This is a genomic window from Nocardia cyriacigeorgica GUH-2, from assembly GCF_000284035.1.
In the GTDB taxonomy this organism is placed as follows: Bacteria; Actinomycetota; Actinomycetes; order Mycobacteriales; family Mycobacteriaceae; genus Nocardia; species Nocardia cyriacigeorgica_B.
In genome coordinates, this window is sequence record NC_016887.1 from 1694420 (window position 1) to 1719288 (window position 24869).

Below are 24869 nucleotides of genomic sequence, written 5' to 3' on the forward strand. Positions count from 1 at the left end.
GGATAGACCCGTGATCCTCCGCCGAGACTCCTCCGCCGGTCCGGGCAACGCTGTCCGGCCGGGGGAAACCCGCGCTGTTCGCCCGCCCTCGCCGCATCCGTCCGGGGCGCGTCCGCCGCAGCTGCCGCCGGAGTTGGTGCCCAACCACGTTGCCCTGGTGATGGACGGCAACGGCCGCTGGGCGCAGGAGCGTGGTCTGCCGCGCACCGCCGGGCACGAACGCGGCGAAGCGGTGCTGATGGACACCGTCGAGGGATGCATCGAGATCGGGGTCAAGTGGCTGTCGGCCTACGCGTTCTCCACCGAGAACTGGCGGCGCAGCCCCGACGAGGTGCGGTTCCTGATGGGCTTCAACCGTGACGTCATCCGCCGTCGCCGTGACGAGATGCACGAGATGGGCGTGCGGGTGCGCTGGGCCGGGCGGCGCCCGCGGCTGTGGCGCAGCGTGATCAAGGAGCTCGAGACCGCGCAGGAGCTGACCAAGGACAACACCGTGATGACGCTGACCATGTGCGTCAACTACGGTGGCCGAGCCGAAATCGCCGACGCCGCACGGGAGATCGCGCGCCGGGTGGCGGCGGGCGAGATCGATCCGGAGAAGGTCGACGAGGCGACGGTGGCCCGCTACCTCGACGAACCCGATATGCCCGATGTGGACTTGTTCTTGCGTCCGTCCGGGGAGTTCCGCAGTTCGAACTTCCTGCTCTGGCAGTCGGCGTACGCGGAGTTCGTCTACCAGGACACCCTGTTCCCCGATTTCGATCGCCGCAACCTCTGGGAAGCCTGCCTCGAGTACGCCAAGCGCGACCGCCGCTTCGGTGGCACCAAATGACCGGAGGGGATATGGATTCCGCACTCGAGCCCGACCTGGAATTGCAGGCCAGGGCCGGCGCGTGCCTGTCGATGTACGACATCGACGTGCGCGTCGACAACGACGGTTCGCTGCGTTTCGACTACGAGGGCGCGCTGTGCTCGCTGGGCGCGGTGAACCTCACCACCGGCCTGGACGTGCTGACGCTGACCTGCGTGCTGGCCTGGGATCGGCCGCTCAAACCGCAGCTGCACAAGCGCGTCGCCGAACGCAACAGCACCTTGCAGTTCGGTTCGATCGTGGTGATCGGGCACGGCAAGCTCGCCGATATCGTGCTGCGCTACACCTTCCCCGCGGCCGGGCTCGACGATAACGCGCTGGCCACCATGCTGCTGCTGGTGCTGTCGGGAGCGGGGCAGGCGCGGCAGGGTCTGTTGCCCTGAGTCGAACTCAGTTCTGTTGCGGTCCGAACGGCAACAGCGCCGCCACCCCGCGCACGGCGACCTTCGGGTCGAAATCGCCGATGATCAACTGTTGCAACAGGAATCCGGGCAGGATGCCGAACAGTGCGACGGCGGTCGCGTCGATGTCGGTGTCTTCGGGTAGCCAGCCGGCCTCGACCATGCGGCCGATGTACTCGGTCCACATATCGCGAATACCGAGTATCGCCTTGCGCACATAGACGGCGGCGTCGGGGTCGACCAGCGCCAGCGCCCATGCCTGTGGCGCCAGCCGCAGCCTGCCCTCGGGCCCGGTCTGCGGCATGAGCCATTCGAGCAGGTGCTCGGCGACCTCGGCGGGGGTGGGCAGCGGGTCGCGGCGCACCGCCTCGGCCATCCAGGTCCGCACATCGACGGTCGCATTGGACGCCAGGGCCGCGACCAGCTCATCCTTGCTCTTGAAGTAGCGGTATACCGCGCCCGCGGAGAGCCCGGATTCGGCGAAGACGTCCTGCATGGACGTGTTGTAGAACCCCTTGCGGGAGAAGCAGCGCTGCGCGGCGACGAGGATCTGCTGCCTGCGGCGTTCCAGGTGTTCTTCGCTGACTCGGGGCATGAGCCCAAAGTAAAACGAATATCCGTTCTTGACAAGTTCGGCACCCGGTGGGACCGTAAGGGCACCAAAGAGAACGAACCTCCGATTTACAGGAGAACGTCATGAACATCACCCAGCGCGCCGTAGCCATCGGGGCCGGCGCGGCCCTGATCCAAGCGCTGATGGTGATCGCCTTTGCCTGGCCCGCAGCCAATATGGCGCCGCGGGATCTCCCGGTGGCGGTGACGGGCCCGCAGGCGGCGATGGTCGCCGAACGGCTGGCCGCACACGACCCCGACGCCTTCGAGATCACCACGACGTCCGATGAGAACGCTGCCCGCGCCGCGATCACCGATCGGGAGGTCTACGGCGCGATCGTCACAGGCGGGGGAGCGCCGCGGGTGCTCGTCGCCTCCGGTGCCAGCCCGGCCGTCGCCCAGCAATTGACGCAGGTCGCGCAGCAGATGTCCGGCGTTCCGGCGGCCGCGGTGGAGGATCTGGTCGCCGCCGACCCCGATGATCCCCGTGGCATCGGATTCGGTGCGATGGCGCTGCCGCTGGTGATGTCGGGTATCGCCGCGGGTGTGCTGCTGACGCTGCTGGTGCCGTCGGCGATGGGCCGGCTGACCGGACTGCTGAGCTTCGCGGTGGCCGGCGGGCTGCTGAGCATGGTGATCGTGCAGGGCTGGTTGTCGCTGATCCCGGGCAATTACCTGGTGCTGTCCGCGGTGGCCGGGCTGGTGTCGTTCGCAGTGGCGGGCACCGTCGCCGGTCTCGCGACGGTGATCGGCCGCGCGGGCATCGGCATCGCCGCGCTGACCATGCTGCTGATCGGCAACCCGTTCTCCGCCGCCACCTCCGCCCCGGAACTGCTGCCGCAGCCGTGGGGCGCCATCGGTCAGCTGCTGCCGCCCGGCGCGGCCGCGTCGCTGCTGCGCTCGGTGGCCTTCTTCGACGGTGCCGGTGCCACCGGCCCGCTGGTGGTGCTGCTGGTGTGGGCCGGTGTGGCGGTGGCGCTGCTGGCCGTCGGTGCAATCCGCGAACGGCGCAGCTCCGATGCGCAGGCCTCCGCGCCGGTTCCCGCGATGGCGGGTTAGCGCCGCACTTCAGCAAGCAGGGCCGTCACCGGTTCGTCCGGTGACGGCCTTCTGCTGCGAAATTCAGCTGCGCGATTCGTCCGCGCAGGACCGGCAGGTCCCGAAGATTTCCAGCGTGTGGCTGATGTCGGTGAAACCGTGCTTGTCGGCGACGGATTCGGCCCAGGCCTCCACCGTCGGGCCCTCGACCTCGATGGTGCGCCCGCAGCGACGGCACACCAGGTGGTGATGATGGCCGGTGGAGCACTGCCGGTAGATGGACTCACCGGAGTCGGTGCGCAGGACGTCGACCATGCCGGCGTCGGCCAGCGACTGGAGGGTGCGGTAGACGGTGGTCAGGCCGATGCCTTCGCCGCGGCGGCGCAGTTCGTCGTGCAACTCCTGGGCGGACCGGAATTCCTCGATATCGCCGAGGAGCGCGGCGATCGCGCTGCGCTGGCGGGTACTGCGGATACCCACCGGCTTCTGCGAAACGACCAACTTGTCCGACACGATCAACCTTCCTCCACGTGCGCGACGGCATCGACGACGATATGGGCCAGATGGTCGTCGACGAGTTCGTAGAGCACCTCGCGTCCCGAACGTTCGCCGTGCACCACACCTGCCGATTTGAGAATGCGCAGGTGCTGGCTGACCAGCGGCTGTGTGACGCCGAGCGCGTCGACCAACTCGTGCACGCAACGCGGCGACTCCCGCAGTTGTAGCACGATCGCGATGCGAACGGGGGCGGCGAGTGCGCGCAGCAGTTCTCCGGCGTCCTCGAGGACGGTCCGGGTGGGGACCGGCGCGGGAGCGGGGGACCGATACGGGTTGTGCGGGTGAGCGGTGGCCGTCTCGGCAGTCATCGAACCATCTCCTTATTGGAAAGCGATCCCATTTTGATATGCACAGGTGCGCATGTCAAATTGGCATGCCGTGGTGGTGGAAACCCGGTTGTGGAGGGTCGATAGGCTGTAGCCAGTCGGCAGATCCAATGTAGGCGGATCCGCCGCATGGGCCCGATCCGGCCGCCCGATTCCGACTCGTACTGGATGGAGAATTCTCGCGTGGCACCCAAGTCGAAGGTGGACACCGTTGCCAACCTCGCCAAGCGCCGGGGTCTGGTGTACCCGTGCGGTGAGATCTACGGAGGCACCAAGTCGGCCTGGGATTACGGTCCGCTCGGCGTCGAGCTGAAAGAGAACATCAAGAAGCAGTGGTGGCGCGCCATGGTCACCAGCCGCGAGGACGTTGTCGGCCTGGACTCCTCGGTGATCCTGCCGCGCCAGGTCTGGGAGGCCTCCGGCCACGTGGCTACCTTCACCGACCCGCTGGTCGAATCGCTGCACACGCACAAGCGCTACCGCGCCGACCATCTGCTCGAGGCCTACGAGGAAAAGCACGGCCACCCGCCGGCCAACGGCCTGGCCGATATCAACGACCCCGAGACCGGCCAGCCCGGTAAGTGGACCGAGCCGCGCAACTTCTCCGGCCTGCTCAAGACCTTCCTCGGCCCGGTCGACGACGAAGAGGGCCTGCACTACCTGCGCCCGGAAACCGCGCAGGGCATCTTCGTCAACTTCGCCAACGTGATGACCACCGCGCGCAAGAAGCCGCCGTTCGGTATCGCCCAGATCGGCAAGAGCTTCCGCAACGAGATCACCCCAGGCAACTTCATCTTCCGCACCCGCGAGTTCGAGCAGATGGAGATGGAGTTCTTCGTCAAGCCGGGTGAAGACGCCGAATGGCACAAGTACTGGATCGACACCCGCTTCTCCTGGTACACCGACCTCGGTATCGACCCGGACAACCTGCGGCTGTTCGAGCACCCGAAGGAAAAGCTGTCGCACTACTCGGCCGGCACCACCGACATCGAGTACCGCTTCCGCTTCCAGGGTGGCGAGTGGGGCGAGCTCGAGGGCATCGCCAACCGCACCGATTACGACCTGAAGACGCACTCCGAGCACTCCGGCACCGACCTGGTCTACTTCGACCAGAACACCAAGGAGCGCTACATTCCCTACGTCATCGAGCCGGCGGCCGGCCTGACGCGTTCGCTGATGGCGTTCCTGGTCGACGCCTACGCCGAGGACGAGGCGCCCAACGCCAAGGGCGGTGTGGACACCCGCACGGTGCTGCGACTGGACCGCAGGCTCTCGCCGGTCAAGGCCGCGGTGCTGCCGCTGTCGCGCAATGCCGACCTGACGCCGAAGGCGAAAGATCTTGCCGCGCAGCTGCGTAAGTACTGGAACGTCGAGTTCGACGATGCCGGTGCGATCGGCCGTCGCTACCGTCGTCAGGACGAGATCGGTACCCCGTTCTGCATCACCGTCGATTTCGACACCCTCGACGACCAGGCCGTCACGATCCGTGAGCGCGATTCCATGGCGCAGGAGCGGATCGCGCTGGACCAGGTCGAGGGCTATCTGGCCAAGCACCTGCTGGGCGCCTGATCCGACGCGAAGGGCCGGTTGCCGCGATGCGGTAACCGGCCCTCGGTCGTTGTGCGTCAGCCCAATCCGCTGCTGGCTCCGCTGCCGGTGGACATGGACTGGATCAGTCCCATCAGCAGGGCCAGGACTCCGCCGTCGGCGTTGCCGCCTGCCGCGCTACCGGTGCTGGTGTCGGTCCTGGTGGGGTGCTTGTGCATGGTGTTCTCCTCATCGTGCTGTCGAGCGGGCTCGACGCTCCCGGTTGTGGGCGGTGCGCCCGCGGGAGTGTGAGGGAGCGTATCGGCCCCAGCGAAGAGAAACGAGATATTTTCAAAAATTCGTCGCCAGCGCCAAGGGGGGCTTACGCCTCGGGGGCTCAGGCCGGGGCGTCCCAGAACGCGAGTTCGTGCCGCATGCCTTCGATGAAGAAGCGTTCGGCGGTGCCGGGGTCGACGTCGGTCTCGTCGAGCATGCGGGCGCACCGGCGGGTCAGGGCCGCGAATTCGGGGTCGGCGTAGGTCTCGACCCAGCGACGGTAGCGGGGCTCGGTCGGCGGGTTCTGCGCGAGCCGGGCGCCGAGCGTCGAATAGCCCCACATGCAGGGGTAGAGCGCGGCCAGGCCGGAGCCGTAGTCGGCGGCGGCGTCGAGCAGGAATCGGGTGTAGGCCGCGCACGGCGCACCCTTGACCGCGCCGTCGAGATCGGCGCCGAACTCCGCGGCCAGCGAGCGATGCAGCGACAATTCCTCGTGGTAGGTGGAATGCGCGAGATCGACCAGATCGCCCAGATGTGCGGCCGGCGCTTGCCAGGCCAGGCGGCTGAACACGCGCACATAGTCCAGCAGGTACAGATAGTCCTGCTCCAGCCAGGATCGGAACACCGGGTCCGGCAGGTCGCCGCGGGCGATTCCGGCGACGGTCGGATGGGCCAGTTGTTCCTCGACCATCGGCCGGCCGAGGTCTTCCAGATGCGCGGCGAGACTCATGCCGACAGTCTCCCGCATGCCGATCGGCGACCCGGAACCCGCCGCGTTGCCGAACCGTAATGAATTCCGGCCCCGTGGATTTGCGCGCGAACCACCTGTTGCCGCACGCTTGCGGCGTGCTGTGGGATGCGGGTGATGTGGTGCGGTTGCTGGCGCCGTCGGAACAGCGTTTCGTCCGGCACGGCACCTACACCGGACGGTCGGTTCTGGTGGCCGGCCGGCTGGAGATTTCGGCGCTGCGCGCGGCCTTCGTGACGCTGCTGCGCGCCTATCCGGTGCTGGTCTGCCGGATCGCGATCGACGAGTACGGTCGCGGATATCTACTGCGGCCTGCGCGTTCGGTTCCGGTCGAGTTGTTCTCGCGCGACGGCGATCCCGCCGAACTCACGCTGCCCGCGTATCGGCTCGACCCGGCCGAGCAGTTGGCCTATCTCGATGTGGTGTGCGGACCCGATGACCGCTCGCGCGTCACGATGTATGTACACCACGGTGTTGCCGACGCCGGGCATTGCGTCGAATTGTTCGCGCGGTTCTGGGATTGCTACACCGACCAGATCATGTCCGCACCCGCCGCGGTGGGGCCGTTCGGCTATCCGATGCCGCTGGAGTGGTATGCCGATCAACGCGGCATCGCGCGGCGCGGGCTGTCCGGTTTCGAGGACGTGGCCCGGCCGCTGCCGCCCGCGTCGCCGTCGGCCGGTGACGACGACGGCCCGGGTGCGGCCGTGCTGGTGCGGCCGCAGCGGCTGCGGTTGGAACCGGCGGCCACGGCCCGCATCGTCGAGCTGAGCAAACTGCACCGGGTGAGCGTCAACGCATTGCTGACCGCCGGGCTGTTGCGCGCCTACGCCGCCACGGCCGGAGCCGGCGGCGCGGTTCCCGTCGGCTGTCTCTACCCCGTCGACCTGCGGGCTCGGCTCGACCCGCCGGTCGCTCCCGCCGCAGGCACGAACATGGCCGGCCTGGCCGCGTTCACCGCGGAGGTCGACGGCGCTGACTGCATTGTCGAACTGGCGCAACGAATTTCGATTCGACTCCGATCGGACCTGGACTCCGGGACCGTGCACCAGTCGGTGCTGCATTTCCCGGATTACTTCGGCGACAACCGGATCCACTCGCTCGCCGGGCACATCGCGATCACCAACACCGGCGTCGTCCCGCACTTCCGCACCCCCGTCGGCGTGCAAATCACCGACTACGAAATCGTCTACCTCTCGGCCCACCCCCGCCGCTCACTCGGCCCCTCCGCCGCGGTCACCTTCCTCGCCTACACCTTCGCGGCCCGCCTCACCGTCGCCATCCTCGGCGGCCCCGACCCGGCCCACCTCTACGAGCGCGTGCACGCCGAACTGACGGCTCCGATTCGTCCGGCGAGCGCACCGGCGATGAGCGGGCCGAGCTGACGGGCCGATCCTGCGGTGGGACAGCCTCGGCTCAGAACCGCCCGCCCCGGCTGATCCGCCGGGACCCGGTGGACCCGCCGAACGATGGCGGCCGATATCCGCCGCCGTAGCCGCGCCGGGAGCCGCCGGCGGCTCCGCGCAGGAGGCCCTCGATCAGGATGCCGCCGAGGATGGCTCCCGCCTGCGCGGTTCCGGAAGGTGCGCGCCTGGCTTCCCAGGTCTGGACGCCGGCCTGGGCCTCGTGCAGGGCGCGTCCCGCGAGGTCGGCGGCGGTGCGGGCGTGGGTGAGGGCCGTGGCCGGATCGCTGTCGCGGAGGCTGGTCGCGCCGTCGAGGTGGCGTTGGGCTTCGGCGAGGCGCGTGCGGGCGGTGGCGTCGACGCCGCCGCGGCGGGTGCTGATGTAGTCGGCGGCGGCGCGCACTCGCGCACCGGCGTCGAGCAGGGCCTGGTCGAGTCGGCGGCGCAGGTCCTCGGCGGCGAGCTTGCGTTCGGTGGCGCCGGCGAGGGCGCGATCGAGTTCGGCGTCGGCGGACAGCACGCGGTGGAATGCGTCGAGCGGGTCGGTGGCCGCGACACCTTGGGCTGCCTCGAGGACGGTGCGGGCGTTCGCGGTGGCCGATGCCAGCTCGGGCCCGCCGTGGGCGGTGAGTTCGGCCGCGGCCGTGAGGTCGCTGCGTAGTTCGTCCAGGGCGGCGGGCAGGCCGGCGCCTGCCTGCTCGATATTCGTGGCGGCGTGCAGGATGGCGTCGAGTAGGGTGCGGGCCTGCCCGATCGCACCCTCCGCGGCCCGTATCGCCGCCACCGCGCCACCCTGCTGACCGACCGGCCGCCGCAGCGCCTCGCGCCCGGCGTCGATATTGGTTTCGGCGAACGAGATACGTTCGCGCGCCATCGCGACGTTGTCCCGGATCGAGGCCAGCACCTGCGGCGGATGCGCGGCGACGAGCCGGTTGAGTTCCTCGTCGGCGGTCGGCACCCGTCCGGTGAGGTCGACCAGATCCCGTGTCAGCGCATCCAGTCGATCCGGGGCGTTGATCAGCAGATCGCGCATCGCATCGAAGGCGGCGACCTGCTCGTCGAGTTCGCGATCGGCCCGGCCGAGGGCGCCGATCAATTCGATCAGCAGGGCGCGCTGCTGATCGGGCGTCTCCGGGATGGCGTCATCGAGCCGCTGCCGGATCGCGAACGCCTGTGCCAGTGCCGCTTTCGCCTGGTCGACGGCGGTCCGGAACGGGCTGACGGCGGTGTCGCCGAATTCGCCGGTCGCCAGCTCCAGCTCCTCGGAACTGGTGCGCACCGCATTGTCGATGTCCACCAGTAGTTCACGCGACCGGGCCTGCAGGACGGGCAACGGCAGTGCCGCCAGGGCCCGTGAATCGGTGGGATCGATGGCTCGAGCCCGTTCCAGTTCCGCGCGATCGCGCCCGCGCCGCCGCCTGCGTGTGAACAGCACCAGCGCCCCGACCGCGCCGACGATCAGCACGCCGATGATCAGCACCGGAACCAGGTTCACCCCGCCGCCGGACATCGCCGCACCGAGCCCGTCGGCGGCGGCCACGCCCGCGTCGGCCCAGCGACTGTCACGCAGAGCGGGTTCGACGTCGGCGGTGAGGATCCGGTCGAGCTCGGATTCGCTGACGCCGCTGGGCGGTTCACCGTCGAAGGCGTAGGCCCGGTCGCCGACGGCCACCGCCAGCAGCAGATCGCGGGTGCCGAACCCGGACCGCTGCGCCGTCTGCGTCGCCCAGTTCTGCGGACTCAGCCCCGCGAAATCGCGGACGTAATACACCCACAGCCGCACCTGATGGTCGGCGTAGAGGCGGTCGACGGCTGCGCGCACCTCGGCGGTACCGGTGGCGCCGAGCGCGTTCGCCGAGTCGACCACATAGGTGTCCATCCGCGCCGGCTGCTCCGCCCGCGCCGGCGCCGCGACCAGTGTCAGCGGCGCGCACACCAGCGCCACCCCGAGCACGACCAGCAGCGACCAGCGAACCACCCGTTGCAGCGCCATGGCATCGAATCTATCGCGCACCCGGCCCCGCATGGCGGCGATAGCATCGACACCGTGGTCACCATCGACAGCACCTACACCGGTCACGTCACCGCCGGCTCGGCCGCCCATCAGCGCGAGGTCCCCGGCGCCCGGATCATCAAGATGTCGGTCGGGCCGATGGACAACAACAGTTACCTGGTGCAGTGCGCCGCCACCGGCGACGCCGTCCTCATCGACGCCGCCAACGACGCCGACCGCCTCATCGCGCTGATCGACCAGGAGACCCCCGGCCTGGTCCGCCACATCGTCACCACCCACCGGCATCCCGACCACTGGCAGGCACTCGCCCAGGTCGCCGCCGCCACTACGGCGCCGACCGCCGCCCATGCCCTGGACGCGAGCGAGCTGCCCATCACCCCGACCGACACCCTCGCCGACGGCGACACCCTGACGGTCGGCAAGCTCAACTTCGACATCATCCACCTCACCGGCCACACCCCCGGCTCGATCGCCCTCGCGTTGACCGACGGTGCCGGCCGCACCCACCTGTTCACCGGCGACTCCCTGTTCCCCGGCGGGGTGGGCAAGACCTGGAACCCGCAGGACTTCGTCACCCTCTACGCCGACGTCACCACCAAACTCTTCGACCGCTACCCGGACGACACCGTCGTCTATCCGGGCCACGGCGACGACACCACGCTGGGCACCGAGCGCCCGCATCTGGGGGAGTGGAAAGCGCGGGGCTGGTAGCTCGACTCTGCCTGCCAACCCGTGCAGACGCCCCGGTCGGCGCGGGAAAAGCGGGCCCTCCCGGAAAGAAAACGGGCGGGTAACCTCCATACGCTGTGCACTTTCCCGGCACGAGCGGGCAGACTACGGGCCAACTATGAAACCCCGTCCGTAGGCCGGGCCCGTGCTGCAGGGAAAGGAGTCGGCGAGAGTGTTCAGCCGCATCGCCATCGTGAACCGGGGTGAAGCCGCCATGCGCCTCATCCACGCCGTCCGAGATCTGGCCGCGGCTACCGCGCAACAGATCGAAACCGTCGCGCTCTACACCGACGTCGACCGCACCGCCACGTTCGTGCGCGAAGCCGATATCGCCTACGACCTCGGCCCCGCGTCCGCGCGCCCCTACCTCGACCTGAAGGCGCTCGAACGCGCGCTGCGGGCGACCAAGGCCGACGCCGCCTGGGTCGGCTGGGGCTTCGTCGCCGAAGATCCGGCCTTCGCCGAACTGTGCGAGCAGATCGGCGTCACCTTCATCGGCCCGAGCCCGGACGCGATGCGCAAGCTCGGCGACAAGATCGGCGCGAAGCTCATCGCCGAAGAGGTCGGCGTACCGGTCGCGCCGTGGAGCCGCGGCGCGGTGGAGTCGGTGGAGGCGGCCGTGGCCGCCGCGGCCGAGATCGGCTACCCGCTGATGCTGAAGGCCACCGCGGGCGGCGGCGGCCGCGGTATCCGCAAGATCAACGATGAAGCCGAGCTCGTCGACGCCTATGAACGCACCAGCCAGGAGGCCGCGCGCGCCTTCGGCAGCGGCGTCGTCTTCCTCGAGCGCCTGGTCACCGGCGCCCGCCACGTCGAGGTCCAGGTGATCGCCGACGGTCAGGGCACCGCGTGGGCGCTGGGCGTGCGCGACTGCTCGGTGCAGCGGCGCAACCAGAAGATCATCGAGGAATCGGCGTCACCGGTGCTGAGCCCGCAGCAGGCCGCCGATCTCAAGGCCTCCGCCGAGCGGCTCGCGGTCGCGGTCGGCTACCGCGGCGCGGCCACCGTCGAGTTCCTCTACCACCCCGGCGACCAGCTGTTCGCCTTCCTCGAGGTCAACACCCGCCTCCAGGTCGAGCACCCGATCACCGAATACACCACCGGGTTCGACCTGGTCCACGCGCAGCTGCACGTGGCGTCCGGCGGCCGGCTCGAGGGCGAACCGCCCGCCGAACGCGGCCACGCCATCGAAGCCCGCCTCAACGCCGAAGATCCCGACCGCGATTTCGCGCCGGCTCCGGGCCGCATCGCCCTGCTCGACCTGCCGGCCGGACCGGGCATCCGGGTCGATACCGGCGTCAGCGAAGGCGACACGATCCCGGCCGACTTCGACTCGATGATCGCCAAGATCATCGCCTACGGCCGCAATCGTGAGGAGGCCCTCGGCCGCCTGCGCCGGGCGGTCTCGCAGACTCGCGTCATCATCGAAGGCGGCGCCACCAACAAGAGCTTCGTGCTCGACCTGCTCGATCAGCCGGAGGTGATCGACGCCAGCGCCGACACCGGCTGGATCGACCGGGTGCGCGGCGAGGGCCGGCTGGTATCGCAGCGCCACTCCGCCGTCGCGCTGGCCGCCGCCGCGATCGAGGCCTATGAGGAGGAAGAGCGCGTGGAGCGGCACCGGCTGCTGTCCACCGCCTCCGGTGGCCGCCCGCAGGTGCAGCACGAGAGCGGCCGTCCGCTCGACCTGAAGCTGCGCGGCGTCGGCTACCGGGTACGGGTGGCGCGCATCGGTGCGCACCGGTTCCGCATCGGCATCGAGGCGGGCACCGAGATCCGCACCGCCGACGTCGACCTCGAGCGTTTCGACCAGCACACCGGCCAGATCGTGGTGAACGGCATCCGCTACCGGGTGGTCACCGGCACCCACGGACCGGTCCATCTGGTCGACGTCGACGGCGTGACCCACCGGGTCAGCCGCGACGAGGGCGGCGTCGTCCGCTCGCCCGCCCCCGCCCTGGTCGTCGCGACGCCGCTGCAAGTGGGCGACGAGGTCGAGGCCGGCGCACCGGTGCTGGTGCTGGAGAGCATGAAGATGGAAACGGTGCTGCGCGCGCCGTTCCGGGCCCGGCTCAAGGAATGCTCGGTGTCGGTCGGCACCCAGGTGGAGGCCGGTGCGCCGATGCTGCGGCTGGAGCCGCTCGCCGACGACGCCGAAGCCGCCGACACCGGCGCGAACGAGCCGGTGGAGCTGGACCTGCCCGCGGCCCCGGCCCGCACCCAGCCGCACGAACTGCTGGCCCGCGGCCAGCAGGACATGCGCAGCCTGCTGCTCGGCTTCGACGTCGACCCGCACGACGACCGCCGGGTGATCGAGGACTACCTCGCCGCCCGTCGCGAGGCCATCGCCGACAACCGCAGGCCGCTGGCCGAGGAACTCGAGCTGATCGAGGTCTTCGCCGACCTCGCCGAGCTGAGCCACAACCGCACCTGGGGCGATGACGGCGGCCAGGCCCACGTGCACAGCGCCCGCGAATACTTCCACACCTATCTGCAGAGCCTCGATGTCGATCGGGCCGGGCTGCCGGAGTCCTACCAGGCCAAGCTCGCCCGCGCGCTCGGTCATTACGGCGTCACCGAACTCGATCGCACGCCCGAGCTCGAGGCCGCGGTCTTCCGGATCTTCCTGGCCCAGCAGCGCCCGTCCGACACCGTCATGGTCGTCACCACCCTGCTGCGCGAATGGCTGAGCGAGCCGGTGCCGGATGCCGCATTGCGCGAGCCGGTCGGTCTGGCGCTGGAGCGGCTGGTGGCGGCGACCCAGGTGCGGTTCCCGGTCATCGCCGACCTCACCCGCGGGCTGGTCTACGCCTGGTACGGCCAGCCGCTGCTGCGCCGCAACCGCGCCCGGGTGTACGCCAACGTCCGCAAGCACCTCAGCTACCTCGACGCCAACCCGGCGGCGCCCGATCGCGCCGAACGCCTCGCCGAGATGGTGCGCAGCACCGAACCGCTGGTGCGGCTGCTCGGCCAGCGGCTCGAGCGCGGCAGTGCCGACAACACCGTCATGCTCGAGGTGCTGACCCGGCGCTACTACGGAAACAAGGATCTGGTCGACGTCCGTACCCAGCAGGCCGGCGGCTGCACCTTCGTGGTCGCCGAACGTCGTGGGCTGACGCTGGTGTCGGCCGCGGTGAGCTTCGACGACCTCGGTTCCGTGGTGGCCGGCCTGGCCGAACTCGCCGGTGGTGCCGCCTCCATCGAGGCCGACATCTACCTGTCCTGGGAGGGCCAGCCGGAAGACTTCGACGAGATGGCCGCGGCGTTGCAGGAAGTGCTCAGCGCGCAACCGCTGCCCAACCAGGTGCACCGCATCACCGCAACGGTCGCCGGCAGCGGCGGTGCGGTGATGCACCACCACTTCACCTACCGCCCGTCGGCCACCGGGATGGACGAGGAACGGCTCATCCGCGGCCTGCACCCCTACATCGCCGAGCGGATGCAGCTCAAGCGGCTGCGCAAGTTCGACCTGACGCGTCTGCCGTCCTCGGACGAAGAGGTCTACCTGTTCCGCTGTGTCGCCAAGGAGAACTCCTCCGACGAGCGGCTCATCGCCTTCACCCAGGTGCGTGACCTGGCCGCGCTGCGCGAACACGACGGCAGGCTGCTGGCCCTGCCTACCGCCGAGAGCACGCTGGCCGCCTGCGTCGACGGCATCCGGCGCGCGCAGTCGCTGCGGGGCTCGGGTAACCGGCTGCACACCAACCGGATCGTGATGTACATCTGGCCGCCGCTGGACCTCACCGAGGCGGAGCTGTCGACGATCGTCGAACGCGTGGAGCCGTCCACCGGAGGTGCCGGGCTGGAGGAGATCCTGCTCATCGCGCGTCGTCCCGACCCCGAGACCGGTGAGCTGGTCAAGATCGTCGTGCGGATCGGCTTCGACGCCCCCGGCTGGACCCAGGTCACCGTCGGCGAACGCACCGACGACCCGGTCGAGCCGATCGACGAGTACCGCCAGAAGGTGCTGCGCGCCGTCAGCCGCAACACCGTCTACCCGTACGAGCTCACCGGCCTGCTCGGCGATTTCACCGAATACGACCTCGACGACAACCACGCACTGGTTCCGGTCGACCGCCCGAAGGGCCGCAACCGCGCGGCCATCGTCGCGGGTGTGGTCACCGCGCCGACCGAACGGCACCCGCAGGGCGTCACCCGCGTCGTGCTGCTGGGCGATCCGACCAAATCGCTGGGCGCGCTGTCGGAGCCGGAGTGCCGCCGGGTGATCGCCGCCCTGGACCTGGCCGAGCAGATGCAGGTGCCGTTGGAGTGGTACGCGCTGTCCTCCGGCGCCCGGATCTCCATGACCTCGGGCACCGAGAACATGGACTGGGTGGCGGCCGCGCTCAAGCGGATCGTCGAATTCACCCAGGACGGTGGCGAGATCAATATCGTCGTCGCGGGCATCAACGTCGGTGCGCAGCCGTACTGGAACGCCGAAGCGACGATGCTCATGCACACCAAGGGCATCCTGGTGATGACCCCCGACTCGGCGATGGTGCTCACCGGCAAGCAGGCGCTGGACTTCTCCGGCGGCGTGTCGGCCGAGGACAACTTCGGCATCGGCGGCTACGACCGGGTGATGGGTCCGAACGGGCAGGCGCAGTACTGGGCGCCGAACCTGGCCGCGGCGCAGGAGATCCTGATGTCGCACTACGACCACACCTACATCGCGCCGGGTGAGCAGGCGCCGCGCCGGGCCCAGACCAGCGACCCGATCGATCGCGACGTCACCGGCTACCCGCACGTCATGGCCGACAGCGACTTCACCACCGTCGGCGAGATCTTCTCCGCCACCGCGAATCCGGATCGCAAGAAGCCCTTCGATATCCGCACGGTCATGCGGGCGCTGTCCGACCAGGACCACCCGGTGCTGGAGCGCTGGGCCGGCATGGCGGATGCGGAGACCGCGGTCGTGCAGGACGCGCATCTGGGCGGAATCCCGGTGTGCCTGCTCGGCATCGAGTCGCGCGGCATCCCGCGGCGCGGGTTCCCGTCCACCGACGGCCCGGACACCTACACCGCGGGCACGCTGTTCCCGCGGTCGTCGAAGAAGGCCGCGCGGGCCATCAACGCGGCCAGCGGCAACCGTCCGCTGGTGGTGCTGGCGAACCTGTCGGGCTTCGACGGTTCACCGGAGTCGATGCGCAAGTTGCAGCTGGAGTACGGCGCCGAGATCGGCCGCGCGATCGTCAACTTCCAGGGCCCGATCGTGTTCTGCGTGATCTCGCGCTACCACGGCGGCGCGTTCGTGGTGTTCTCCAAGGCGCTCAACCCGAACATGACGGTGCTGGCGCTGGAGGGTTCGTTCGCCTCGGTGCTCGGTGGCGCGCCGGCCGCCGCGGCGGTGTTCTCCGGTGAGGTGAACGCGCGCACCGCGGCCGACCCGCGGATCCAGGATCTGGAGACCCGCGCGGCCAACGCCTCCGGCACCGACCGGGCCGAGCTGACCGCCGAACTCGATGAGCTGCGCTCGTCGGTGCGGGCGGAGAAGCTCGGCGATGTGGCGGCCGAGTTCGACAAGGTGCACAACATCCACCGCGCCGTCGAGGTGGGTTCGGTCGACGCGGTGATCCGCGCCGCCGAACTGCGCCCGCGCATCATCGAGGCGATCGAGGCGCGTCTGGGGAACTGATCTGATCGGCCGCTGCTCTGCGGCCGGTGAGCGAACGAACGGTGGTCGGGCTGAACGAGCCCGACCACCGTCGTCGTTCATGACGCCGTCGTCCGCTGGGCCGGCGCTTCCGGACGCGTCGCTGGTCGCGGCGTTCCGCCATGGCTGCGATCCCACAGCGTTGGCGGGGTTTCGTCGACGCGCTTCCGGGATGACGATCACGAACCCGTCGAACGGCGCGATCCGCTCGGCCCAGGCGCGGGTGTGCTCGGCGGGCAAGGACTCACGCGGGCCGGGTCTCGCGCCCAGCCGGATCGCCCGGGCGAGCGGCACCGGTTCGCCGGGCCCGCTTCCCACGCGCCACCTCGGTGGCCAGTGCGTCCAGCGGTTGCGCGAATTGTGCCAACGGGTCGGCCACACCGGCCAGCCAGGCCTGAGCCGCGTCGACCCCCGCCGGATCCACCGCGTACAGCCTGCGGTTCCCGTCGGCGCGGACGGTGACCAGCCCGGCATCGCGCAGCACCTTCAGATGCTGGGAGACGCCGGGCTGGGAGATCGCGGTGTGTTGCTGGATCGCGGCCACGATGGTGCCTGCCGGTTGTTCACCGCCGGACACCAGTTCGAGGATGCGGCGCCGCACCGGGTCGCCGAGCGCCTCGAAGATCCTTTCCGCAGCCGAGCTCATCAGGATTCCGGGTTCTCCTCGGGTTCCACCGTGTAGAACGTGACGGTCTGCTCGGCGGCCGCGCGCGCCTCGGCCGGATCGTCGCCGCCGCCGATGGCCGCTTCGGCCCAGTCGGCGGCCGCGGCCCGGACGAATTCGGTGCCCTCCGGTGTGGTCGGGAAGGCCAGACCCTCCGCCGGATCCACCGGCTCACCGCTGGCCAGATGCAGACCCAGCGCCACCATCGCCAGATCCCAGCCGACGCCCACCGCGCCGGGACCGTACTGCTTCCACATCTGCGGATCCACCGTCGCCTCATGCGTCAACTGCAGCAGGGTTCCGGCATCGGTCGCGGCCAGGGTGACCTCCACCCAGGACACCTGTGGGCCCATCTCCCACGTCACCGCGAAGGATTCCGGCGCGTCACAGCGTTCGATGACGCCGCCCGCGTTGCCCTCGAACTGGTACCGCCCGCCGACCCGCAAGTCCCCGGTCACCGGCAGGAACCAGCGTGGGATTCGGTCGGCATCGGTCAGCGCGTCCCACAGATCGTCTCGGTCGGTGGGGTAGCTCCGGCGCGCGATAGCGATCTTGGTCGGCGCACCGTCGCGTTCGCCGTTTCGGATCTCGCGGACCACGAGCCCGGCGACGGCGCGGGGGTCGGTCAACAATGGCATGGCTACAACCTCCTTGTATAAGTTCCAACTTATAGTAACGCCGCGATCGGCAGACGTCACTGCCGTGCGAAAAATCGATGACGCGGTTGTTTGTGCCGGGACCTCACGGGTAGTAGCCACCATGTAGCTGATTGATGGCCGCACCATCGCTGATGCTACGGACGGGACCGCCGATAACCGGTGATGTCTCACGACTCGGCCGGATCGAATCCGGCTCGACCGAGATATCGGCATGGACGTGCCGATACGACAATTCGCGGCGTATGGCCGCATATATGGCCTGTCGCGTCGCTCCTTCGCTCCACAACGAGGAGGAAGACATGGCTCAACAAGTGGAAGATCTGCTCGGCGACGTCGTCTACGACCCGGGCGGCGACAAGATCGGCAAAGTCAAGCGCGTATATGTCGACGACAGCTCGGGTCAGCCGACCTGGGCGGCAGTGAGTACGGGCCTGTTCCGCGATGATTCGCTCGTCCCGCTGGCCGGCGCCCGGGTGCGGGCCGATGAGGTCCAGGTCAGTGTCGGGAAAGAAGCGGTGAAATCCGCGCCGCACCTCGAACGTGACGGTCTGATCACGCCCGAGGCGGAATCGGAACTGTTCGTCCACTACGGCATCGACCCCGGCCACGCCGGATGGGAAGAGTACGGCAGGCATGCCGCACCTGCCGGGGGAGCCGCCGGAATGACGGGGGCCGAGCAGGAGATGAGCGGACGCACCGGCGGCACCGACAGTGCGGATGCGATGGTGCGTTCGGAAGAACGGCTCGACGTCGACACCGAGCAGCGGACGACCGGCAAGGCCCGGCTGCGCAAATACGTGGTGACCGAAGAGCAATCCATCACCGTGCCGACGACGCACGAGGAGGTTCGGGTCGAACGCGAACCGATCACCGACCCCAGCGCCGTATCCGGCGACATCGGTGAGGACGAACGCGAGGTCACACTGCACGAAGACCGAGTGACCGCACACAAGGAATCGGTGCCGGTCGAGCAGGTCCGGCTCGCGGTGGACGAAGTCGCCGACGAGCAGACCGTCTCCGACACCGTCCGCAAGGAGCGCGTCGAAACCGAAGGGGTCGACCCGCAGGAGCGGCGCCGCCACTGACTCCGGTGCGAGCCCATACGGTGACGAGACCCGGGGCAGCGTGCCCCGGGCCTCTCGGCTCAGTCGAAGGTGCAGCCCGACAACGGCTTTCCGGCGAGCCGGTCGAGCAGGTAGGTGACCGCGTTGTCGGGTCCGAAGCCGTCGATCAGCTCGGGCCCGAAGTGGTTGCCGAACGTGGTGCCCGGGGCGATCGGCGGGAGTTCATTGGTGCGGAAGGTCACCGTCGCGCCCTTGGCGCACCAGTCCTGCGCCAGCTGACGACCCTGGTGGTAGGGGACGGTGTCGTCGTTGCGGCCGTGCGTGATGAACACCGGGCTGGTGGGGGTGAGGCTGCCGATGCGTTGTTCGCGCAGGATGCGGTCGGCGGCGGGCAGTTCGCGCAGATGGTCCAGCAGCGGCCTGCCGTCGACGGTCATATCGCTGGTGCGTGCGAAGGGGTGCTTGGTGATGATGTCGGCGATGCATTCGGTGCGCACACTGTCGAGCAGGGCGCGACCGGCCGGGGTGGTCAGCTCGTCGACGATCCGGCGCAGCTCGGGGTAGCGATCGGTGAAACCGTTGATCGCGAATCCGATGGCCGCACCGATCAGATTGCCGTCGATCTGACCGACCACCTGCATCAGGTCGGCGGTCGGCGCACCGGCCCAGGTGCCCTTCAGATTCAGCTCCGGCGCATAGGTGGGCTGCATCTCCGCCGCGGCCGCGCTCGCCCCGCCGCCCTGGGAGTAGCCCCAGATGGCAAGGGGAGTATCGGGTCCGGTGCCGGCCAGGTTGTTCGCGGCGCGGGCGGCGTCGAGCACCGCGTGTGCCTGTTCGATCCGATTGGCGTAGGTGTGCACGCCGGGCGTGCCGAGCCCGATGTAGTCGGTCACGAACACCCGCGCGCCCAGCGCGTTCCAGGCCGCGGCCGACTGCGATTCCTGATTCGCCGACAGCGACAGCGGCTCGGTGCTGACATGCATACCGGTGCTGAACGCCAGCGACAACGCGCACTGATCGCCCTGGCCGACGGTGCCCGGCGCGATCACGATGGTCGGGCGTTCGCCCGCGCCGCGCCACGGCTGGGTCGCGTCGATGAACGTGCCGGTCACCGGAACCGCGACGTCGTCCTGGGTGCGCGAGCTGAACATCACCCGCTGCGCCTGGACCGGCCAGCCCTCGCTGCCCGGCGCCATCAGGAACAGTGGCATCGGCTCGGTTTTGACGATCGCGCCGCGTTCGGCCGGAATGTCGGCGGGCGGAGTGTAGAAGTCGGGCACGGCGGCGGTGGTTGCGGCGGTGTAGACGCAGGTCGCCGCGCCGAGGCAGGCGATTACGCCCGCGGTGAGCGCCCGCCGGAGGCGTCCGGAGCGTCGGCGAGCGGGGTGCGGGCCATGGTGCTGTGGCTGCATGGATCTTCTTTCTGATGCCAGGCGCCGCTGGGCTGCCTGTGCGATGGCCGGATCCGGTGGATCGCGGGCGGCGTCGCGGTTTTTCGGCGAGTGTGGGCCGATCCCCCCGGCGACGCGCGGTCGATCGCCGCCCGCATCGGCCCATGTGGCGGGGCCGGATGTGAAGCGGCTCACGAGAGGGTAACACGGTTACTCGATGCTGGTAACCCCGTTACTGGACGTCCGGGTTACTGTCACCAAGATGGGTAGCGGGCGAGGATCCGAGATATCGGGACAGATCATCGCGGTCGTGCTCGACGTGCTCGAGACCGACGGCTACGACGCGGTCCAACTGCGGCTGATCGCCCGTCGCGCGCACGTCTCCCTCGCGACCGTCTACAAACTCTTCCCGACCCGCGACGAGCTGATCGTCTCCGCGGTCGAGCAGTGGATGGCCGACAACACCTATAAGGAAATGACGCCGCTGCCCGCCGACGTCACCGTGCGTGAAGGCCTGACGATGGTGTTGCGCACCGTCTTCGAGCCCTGGGAGCGCAACCCGAAGATGCTCGAGGCCTACCACCGGGCCCGCCTCGGTCCCGGCGGCCAGCGCCTCGATACCCAGGGTTTCAACGCGGTGCTGCCGGTCGCGCTCGGCCTGCTCAGCGAGCTCGACCCGATCTACGCCGAGGACGTCGCGCTGATCATGACCAATATGACGTTGGCGCTGATCGGCGCCTTCGCCATCGGGTCGATCGAGATCACCGACATCCTGCCCACCCTCGAGCGCACCATCTACCGGCTCACCGCCGACAACGAAACCGCGGCCGCCACCCGGAAAACCCCGGCACACCGGCCCGAGGACGGCTGAGGCGGAGATCAATAACGATTCGATGGAGAACCTTCGCGCACGGGGAACCGCCCCACCCAGCTGGCAAACTCGAGGGGTGAATTCGGCACCACTGCGCACACGGACGGGCACTGTCACCGAACCGGCGGTGCCACGGCGAGGAGGAGCGGGCATGCTGCGATGGGGGTGGCGGCTGGTCGCGGGGGTGGTGCTGGTGGGGATGGCGCTGGTGTTCGGCACCGCGTTCCGGGTCTGGCAGGTCGCGCGCATCGACGACTACCGCAAGGCCGACGCCATCGTGGTGCTGGGCGCCGCGCAGTATTCCGGCACGCCGTCGTCGGTGTTCGAGGCGCGGCTCGATCAGGCCTACAACCTGTTCGAGGCCGGCGTCGCCCCGCGGGTGATCACCGTCGGCGGAAAACAGGAAGGCGATCTGTATACCGAGGCCGCATCGGGGAAGAACTATCTGATGGACCGAGGCATACCCGCCGACCGGATCCTCGCCGTGGAGACCGGATCGGACACCCTGCGCAGCGTCGAAGCCGTCGCCACCGCCATGCGCGCCCGCGATATGTCGTCGGCGGTGTTGGTCAGCGATCCCTGGCATTCGCTGCGCACCCGCACCATGGCCCGCGACGCCGGCCTGGAGGCCTGGACCGCGCCCACCCGCACCGGGCCCGCCGTCTACACCAGGGAATCGCAGGCCCACGGCATCTTCCGGGAGACGTTCGCGCTGCTGTGGTATCAGCTCACCCACTTCTCCGCCGACTTCAGCTACACCGCGGGGCAATGACATGAGCGCCGACGGCTACAGCGCGCACGACCGCGAACGCCTGGTCCTGGAAGGTCCGAAAACCGCCGGGCTCACCAGCGACGGCAACGGCCATCGCAGCGACTTCTCCCGTGACCGCGCCCGTGTCCTGCATTCGGCCGCCCTGCGCAGGCTGGCCGACAAAACCCAGGTCATGGGCCCACGCGACGGTGACACCCCGCGCACCAGGCTCACCCATTCGATCGAGGTGGCCCAGATCGGCCGCGGCATCGCCGACGGCCTCGGCTGCGATCCCGATTTGGTCGATCTGGCCGGGCTCGCCCACGACATCGGCCACCCGCCCTACGGCCACAACGGCGAGCAGGCACTCGATATCTGGGCCGACCGGTACGGCGGATTCGAGGGCAACGCCCAGAACCTGCGCATCCTCACCCGTCTCGAACCCAAGGTGCTCGAGGCCGACGGCACCAGCGCCGGCCTCAATCTGACCAGGGCCGCGCTCGACGCCGCCATCAAATACCCGTGGCAGCGCACCGGTTCCGGCACCAAGTTCGGCGCCTACGACATCGACGCCGACCGGCTGGCCTGGGTCCGCAAGGGTGCACCGCCGCGCCGCCAGACCCTGGAATGCCAGATCATGGACTGGTCCGACGACGTCGCCTACTCCGTGCACGATGTCGAGGACGGCATCATCGCCGGCCGCATCGACCTGCGCGCCCTGGCCGACCGGGTCGAGCAACGCGCGCTCGCCGAGATGGGTCATGTGCATCACCGGTCGCTGTCGGTCGACGATCTGGTGGCCGCCGCCCAGCGGTTGTCGGAACTGCCGGTGGTCCGGCGGGTGTTCACCTACGACGGCTCGCTCACCGATTCGGTCGCGCTGAAACGGCTGACCAGCGAGCTTGTCGGCCGGTTCGCCACCGCCGCGGTCGTCGATACCCGTCGCGTGGCCGGGCCGGGACCGCTCACCCGGTATGCCGCCGACCTGGAGATATCGCCCATCGTCGCTGCCGAGGTCGCCATCCTCAAAACGGTGGCGCTGCGTTATGTGATGTCGGATCCCGATCACAAACTGCGTCAGGCCGCCCAGCGCGACCGCATCACCGCCGTCGCGGAGAGCCTGCTCGCGGCCGCGCCGGCGGGCCTGGATCCGCTGCTGCTGCCGTGGTGGGATGCCGCCGCCGACGACACCGCCCGCGCGCGGGTGATCGTCGACCAGATCGCCTCCTACACCGAAAGCCGGCTGGAACGGATCGCCGCTCGGCTCGAGCACTGAGGGGTGCCGCTCGCCGAGCGTGACGGCTCGAGCCGGCGATGGCTCCGCGGCCCGCGTCCGGCGCCGCCCGCTAGACTTCAACAGTGCCCGGACGAATCCCAGATCGCGATATCGCAGCGATACGCGAACGCGTCCGGATCGAGGACGTGGTGGGGGAGTACGTCGCGCTCAAGCGCGGCGGCGCCGATTCGATGAAGGGCCTGTGCCCGTTCCACGACGAGAAATCGCCGTCGTTCCACGTGCGGCCCAACCACGGCCTGTTCCACTGCTTCGGCTGCGGCGAGGGCGGTGACGTCTACGCCTTCATCCAGAAGATCGAGCACGTCGGTTTCGTCGAGGCCGTCGAGCAGCTCGCCGACAAGGTCGGCTACCAGATCAACTACGAGGGCGGCGGCACTTCGGTCCAGCGTGACCGCGGCACCCGCGCCCGGCTGGTCGCCGCCAACGCGGCCGCGCACGAGTTCTACATGGCCCGGCTGCGCGAACCCGAAGCCGAGGCGGCCCGCGCCTACCTCACCGAGCGCAATTTCGACGCCGCCGCGGCCGCCCACTTCGGCTGCGGTTACGCACCGGCCGGCTGGGACACCCTCACCAAATACCTGATGCGCAAAGGCTTCGAGTTCAAGGAACTCGAGGCGGCGGGCCTGTCCAGGGAGGGCCGGCGCGGCCCGATCGACCGCTTCCACCGTCGGCTGCTGTGGCCCATCCGCAATCTGGCCGGCGAGGTCATCGGGTTCGGTGCGCGCAAGCTCTTCGACGACGACACCATGCCGGGCAAGTACGTCAACACACCGGAAACGGTGCTGTACAAGAAGTCTCAGGTGCTGTTCGGGCTCGATCACGCCAAACGCGAGATCGCCAAGGGGCATCAGGCGGTGGTCGTCGAGGGGTACACCGACGTCATGGCCATGCATCTGGCCGGTGTGAAAACCGCTGTGGCCGCGTGTGGTACGGCCTTCGGCGACGACCACCTGGCCATCCTGCGCCGGCTGCTGATGGACGACAATTTCTGGCGCGGCGAGATCATCTTCACCTTCGACGGTGACGCGGCGGGCCAGGCGGCGGCGCTCAAGGCCTTCCTCAACGATCAGAAGGTCGCCGCCCAGATCTATGTCGCCACAACCCCCGACGGGCAGGATCCCTGCGAGCTGCGCCAGCATTCCGGCGACGCCGCCCTGCGCGATGTGGTGGCCAAACGGCGTCTGCTGTTCGAATTCGCCCTCGACAGCGAGATCGAGAAGCGCAAGGACCCCCGCATCAACGACCTGACCCGCGACGGCCAGGTCGAGGTGCTGCGCTGGGGTGTGCCGCTGGTTGCGCAGATCAAAGACCACGGCCGGCGCAAGCGCTACGCCACCGATCTCGCCGATCGCACCGGCTGGCTGGATGTGCAGACCGTCTACCGCCGCGTCGAAGAAGAGGCCAAACGGCTGCGCACCGGCGGTGCGGCCACTGGTTCCGCGCGTCGGCCGCGCGAGCAGAACGGCACGACCGATGCCCCGGTAGCGCGGCCGAATCCGAACGATCCGACGCTGCTACCGCAACGCCAAGCGCTCGCGGCCGGATTGCAGTACCCGTCCATCGCGGGCCCGTCATTCGACGCGCTGGAAACCGAGACGTTCACCCACCCCGCCTATGTGACCATCCGCACCCTCATCGCCGAGGCCGGCGGCACCGCGGCGGGCCTGGTGGGCGCCGAATGGGTCGGCGCGGTATCCGACCGCACCGACGACCTCACCGTCCGCGCGCTGATCTCGGAACTGGCGAGCGAACCGCTGCCGGTGAAGTCGGCCGACGACATCCCGCGCTTCATTACCGGTGTCCTGGCCCGCGCGCAGGAAGGCTTCGTCGGCCGCCAGATCGCCGAACTGAAATCGAAACTGCACCGGGTGTCGTCCACCGAACAATCCGAGGCCTACCTGGCATTGTTCGGTGATCTGGTGGCGTTGGAGCAGTACCGCAAGAGCCTGCTCGAGCAGGCCATGGGCAATTCGGACGACTTCGCCCCGCACTGAGTGACTTTCCGCGAGTTCCTCG

The 24869-nt window shown here is 69.2% G+C and carries 21 protein-coding genes; 12 read left to right on the top strand and 9 right to left on the bottom strand.

Annotated elements, in window-relative coordinates; all coding sequences use genetic code 11:
• Positions 1-10 precede the first annotated feature (10 nt).
• Both NOCYR_RS07595 and NOCYR_RS07600 read left to right on the top strand, forming a co-directional pair.
• Complete coding sequence (locus NOCYR_RS07595) at positions 11-832, top strand: isoprenyl transferase (protein ID WP_014349773.1); 822 nt, start codon at positions 11-13, stop codon at positions 830-832.
• A complete protein-coding gene (locus NOCYR_RS07600) occupies positions 829-1254 on the top strand; it encodes a YbjN domain-containing protein (protein WP_014349774.1) in 426 nt (141 codons plus the stop codon). The genes NOCYR_RS07595 and NOCYR_RS07600 overlap by 4 nt, the downstream gene beginning before the upstream one ends.
• Before the next feature lie 7 nt (positions 1255-1261).
• On the opposite strand, the gene NOCYR_RS07605 is transcribed toward NOCYR_RS07600, so the two are convergent.
• Positions 1262-1867 carry a TetR/AcrR family transcriptional regulator gene (locus NOCYR_RS07605; protein ID WP_014349775.1) on the bottom strand — a complete coding sequence of 202 codons (606 nt, stop codon included), beginning with the start codon at positions 1865-1867 and terminating at the stop codon, positions 1262-1264.
• A 101-nt stretch (positions 1868-1968) separates the two neighbouring features.
• Between NOCYR_RS07605 and NOCYR_RS07610 the strand changes: the two genes are divergently transcribed.
• Positions 1969-2943: a hypothetical protein gene (locus tag NOCYR_RS07610; RefSeq protein WP_014349776.1), complete on the top strand. Its 975-nt coding sequence runs from the start codon at positions 1969-1971 to the stop codon at positions 2941-2943.
• Between the two features lie 63 nt (positions 2944-3006).
• Here the strand turns inward: NOCYR_RS07610 and NOCYR_RS07615 are convergent, their stop codons facing one another.
• Both NOCYR_RS07615 and NOCYR_RS07620 read right to left on the bottom strand, forming a co-directional pair.
• Positions 3007-3435 (bottom strand): Fur family transcriptional regulator, encoded by a 429-nt coding sequence (locus NOCYR_RS07615; RefSeq protein ID WP_171050154.1) that lies wholly within the window; start codon positions 3433-3435, stop codon positions 3007-3009.
• Positions 3436-3437: 2 nt separating this feature from the next.
• Entirely contained in the window at positions 3438-3788 is a 351-nt protein-coding gene (locus tag NOCYR_RS07620; RefSeq protein WP_014349778.1) for an ArsR/SmtB family transcription factor, read from the bottom strand.
• Between the two features lie 186 nt (positions 3789-3974).
• Between NOCYR_RS07620 and NOCYR_RS07625 the strand changes: the two genes are divergently transcribed.
• Positions 3975-5375, top strand: a complete 1401-nt coding sequence (locus NOCYR_RS07625) for a glycine--tRNA ligase (RefSeq protein WP_175587276.1) — start codon at positions 3975-3977, stop codon at positions 5373-5375.
• A gap of 56 nt (positions 5376-5431) precedes the next feature.
• Here NOCYR_RS07625 and NOCYR_RS29665 read toward each other — a convergent pair whose 3' ends face one another.
• Together NOCYR_RS29665 and NOCYR_RS07630 are read right to left on the bottom strand one after the other, a co-directional pair.
• Entirely contained in the window at positions 5432-5572 is a 141-nt protein-coding gene (locus NOCYR_RS29665) for a hypothetical protein (RefSeq protein WP_158430138.1), read from the bottom strand.
• Positions 5573-5730: 158 nt separating this feature from the next.
• Positions 5731-6339, bottom strand: coding sequence for a TenA family protein (locus NOCYR_RS07630; protein WP_014349780.1), 609 nt, complete (start codon positions 6337-6339; stop codon positions 5731-5733).
• A 116-nt stretch (positions 6340-6455) separates the two neighbouring features.
• Here NOCYR_RS07630 and NOCYR_RS07635 point away from each other — a divergent pair, with 116 nt between their 5' ends.
• Positions 6456-7742 carry a phthiocerol/phthiodiolone dimycocerosyl transferase family protein gene (locus tag NOCYR_RS07635; RefSeq protein WP_231856040.1) on the top strand — a complete coding sequence of 429 codons (1287 nt, stop codon included), beginning with the start codon at positions 6456-6458 and terminating at the stop codon, positions 7740-7742.
• A 31-nt stretch (positions 7743-7773) separates the two neighbouring features.
• On the opposite strand, the gene NOCYR_RS07640 is transcribed toward NOCYR_RS07635, so the two are convergent.
• A complete protein-coding gene (locus tag NOCYR_RS07640; protein WP_014349782.1) occupies positions 7774-9753 on the bottom strand; it encodes a TPM domain-containing protein in 1980 nt (659 codons plus the stop codon).
• A gap of 54 nt (positions 9754-9807) precedes the next feature.
• On the opposite strand from NOCYR_RS07640, the gene NOCYR_RS30030 reads away from it, so the two are divergent.
• Positions 9808-10485 carry an MBL fold metallo-hydrolase gene (locus NOCYR_RS30030; RefSeq protein WP_014349783.1) on the top strand — a complete coding sequence of 226 codons (678 nt, stop codon included), beginning with the start codon at positions 9808-9810 and terminating at the stop codon, positions 10483-10485.
• A 190-nt stretch (positions 10486-10675) separates the two neighbouring features.
• A complete protein-coding gene (locus NOCYR_RS07650; RefSeq protein ID WP_014349784.1) occupies positions 10676-16138 on the top strand; it encodes a carboxyl transferase domain-containing protein in 5463 nt (1820 codons plus the stop codon).
• Positions 16139-16400: 262 nt separating this feature from the next.
• Here the strand turns inward: NOCYR_RS07650 and NOCYR_RS07655 are convergent, their stop codons facing one another.
• The gene (locus NOCYR_RS07655) at positions 16401-16802 is read right to left on the bottom strand and encodes an ArsR/SmtB family transcription factor (RefSeq protein ID WP_014349785.1); all 402 of its coding nucleotides are present in this window, start codon (positions 16800-16802) and stop codon (positions 16401-16403) included.
• The gene (locus NOCYR_RS07660; protein ID WP_014349786.1) at positions 16802-17458 is read right to left on the bottom strand and encodes an SRPBCC family protein; all 657 of its coding nucleotides are present in this window, start codon (positions 17456-17458) and stop codon (positions 16802-16804) included. Before NOCYR_RS07660 ends, NOCYR_RS07655 begins: the two co-directional genes overlap by 1 nt.
• 320 nt (positions 17459-17778) lie before the next feature.
• On the opposite strand from NOCYR_RS07660, the gene NOCYR_RS07665 reads away from it, so the two are divergent.
• On the top strand, positions 17779-18564 hold the full coding sequence (locus NOCYR_RS07665) for a PRC and DUF2382 domain-containing protein (RefSeq protein ID WP_014349787.1): 786 nt from the start codon (positions 17779-17781) through the stop codon (positions 18562-18564).
• A 59-nt stretch (positions 18565-18623) separates the two neighbouring features.
• Here NOCYR_RS07665 and NOCYR_RS07670 read toward each other — a convergent pair whose 3' ends face one another.
• Complete coding sequence (locus NOCYR_RS07670) at positions 18624-19955, bottom strand: alpha/beta fold hydrolase (protein ID WP_014349788.1); 1332 nt, start codon at positions 19953-19955, stop codon at positions 18624-18626.
• Between the two features lie 241 nt (positions 19956-20196).
• Here NOCYR_RS07670 and NOCYR_RS07675 point away from each other — a divergent pair, with 241 nt between their 5' ends.
• The 4 genes from NOCYR_RS07675 to dnaG all read left to right on the top strand — a co-directional run bounded on the left by NOCYR_RS07675 (position 20197) and on the right by dnaG (position 24847).
• Positions 20197-20805, top strand: coding sequence for a TetR family transcriptional regulator (locus NOCYR_RS07675; protein WP_048833130.1), 609 nt, complete (start codon positions 20197-20199; stop codon positions 20803-20805).
• A 76-nt stretch (positions 20806-20881) separates the two neighbouring features.
• Positions 20882-21577, top strand: coding sequence for a YdcF family protein (locus NOCYR_RS07680; RefSeq protein ID WP_048833132.1), 696 nt, complete (start codon positions 20882-20884; stop codon positions 21575-21577).
• Position 21578: 1 nt separating this feature from the next.
• Positions 21579-22832: a deoxyguanosinetriphosphate triphosphohydrolase gene (locus NOCYR_RS07685; RefSeq protein ID WP_014349791.1), complete on the top strand. Its 1254-nt coding sequence runs from the start codon at positions 21579-21581 to the stop codon at positions 22830-22832.
• Positions 22833-22915: 83 nt separating this feature from the next.
• Entirely contained in the window at positions 22916-24847 is a 1932-nt protein-coding gene (gene dnaG, locus NOCYR_RS07690; protein ID WP_048833134.1) for a DNA primase, read from the top strand.
• Positions 24848-24869 lie beyond the last annotated feature (22 nt).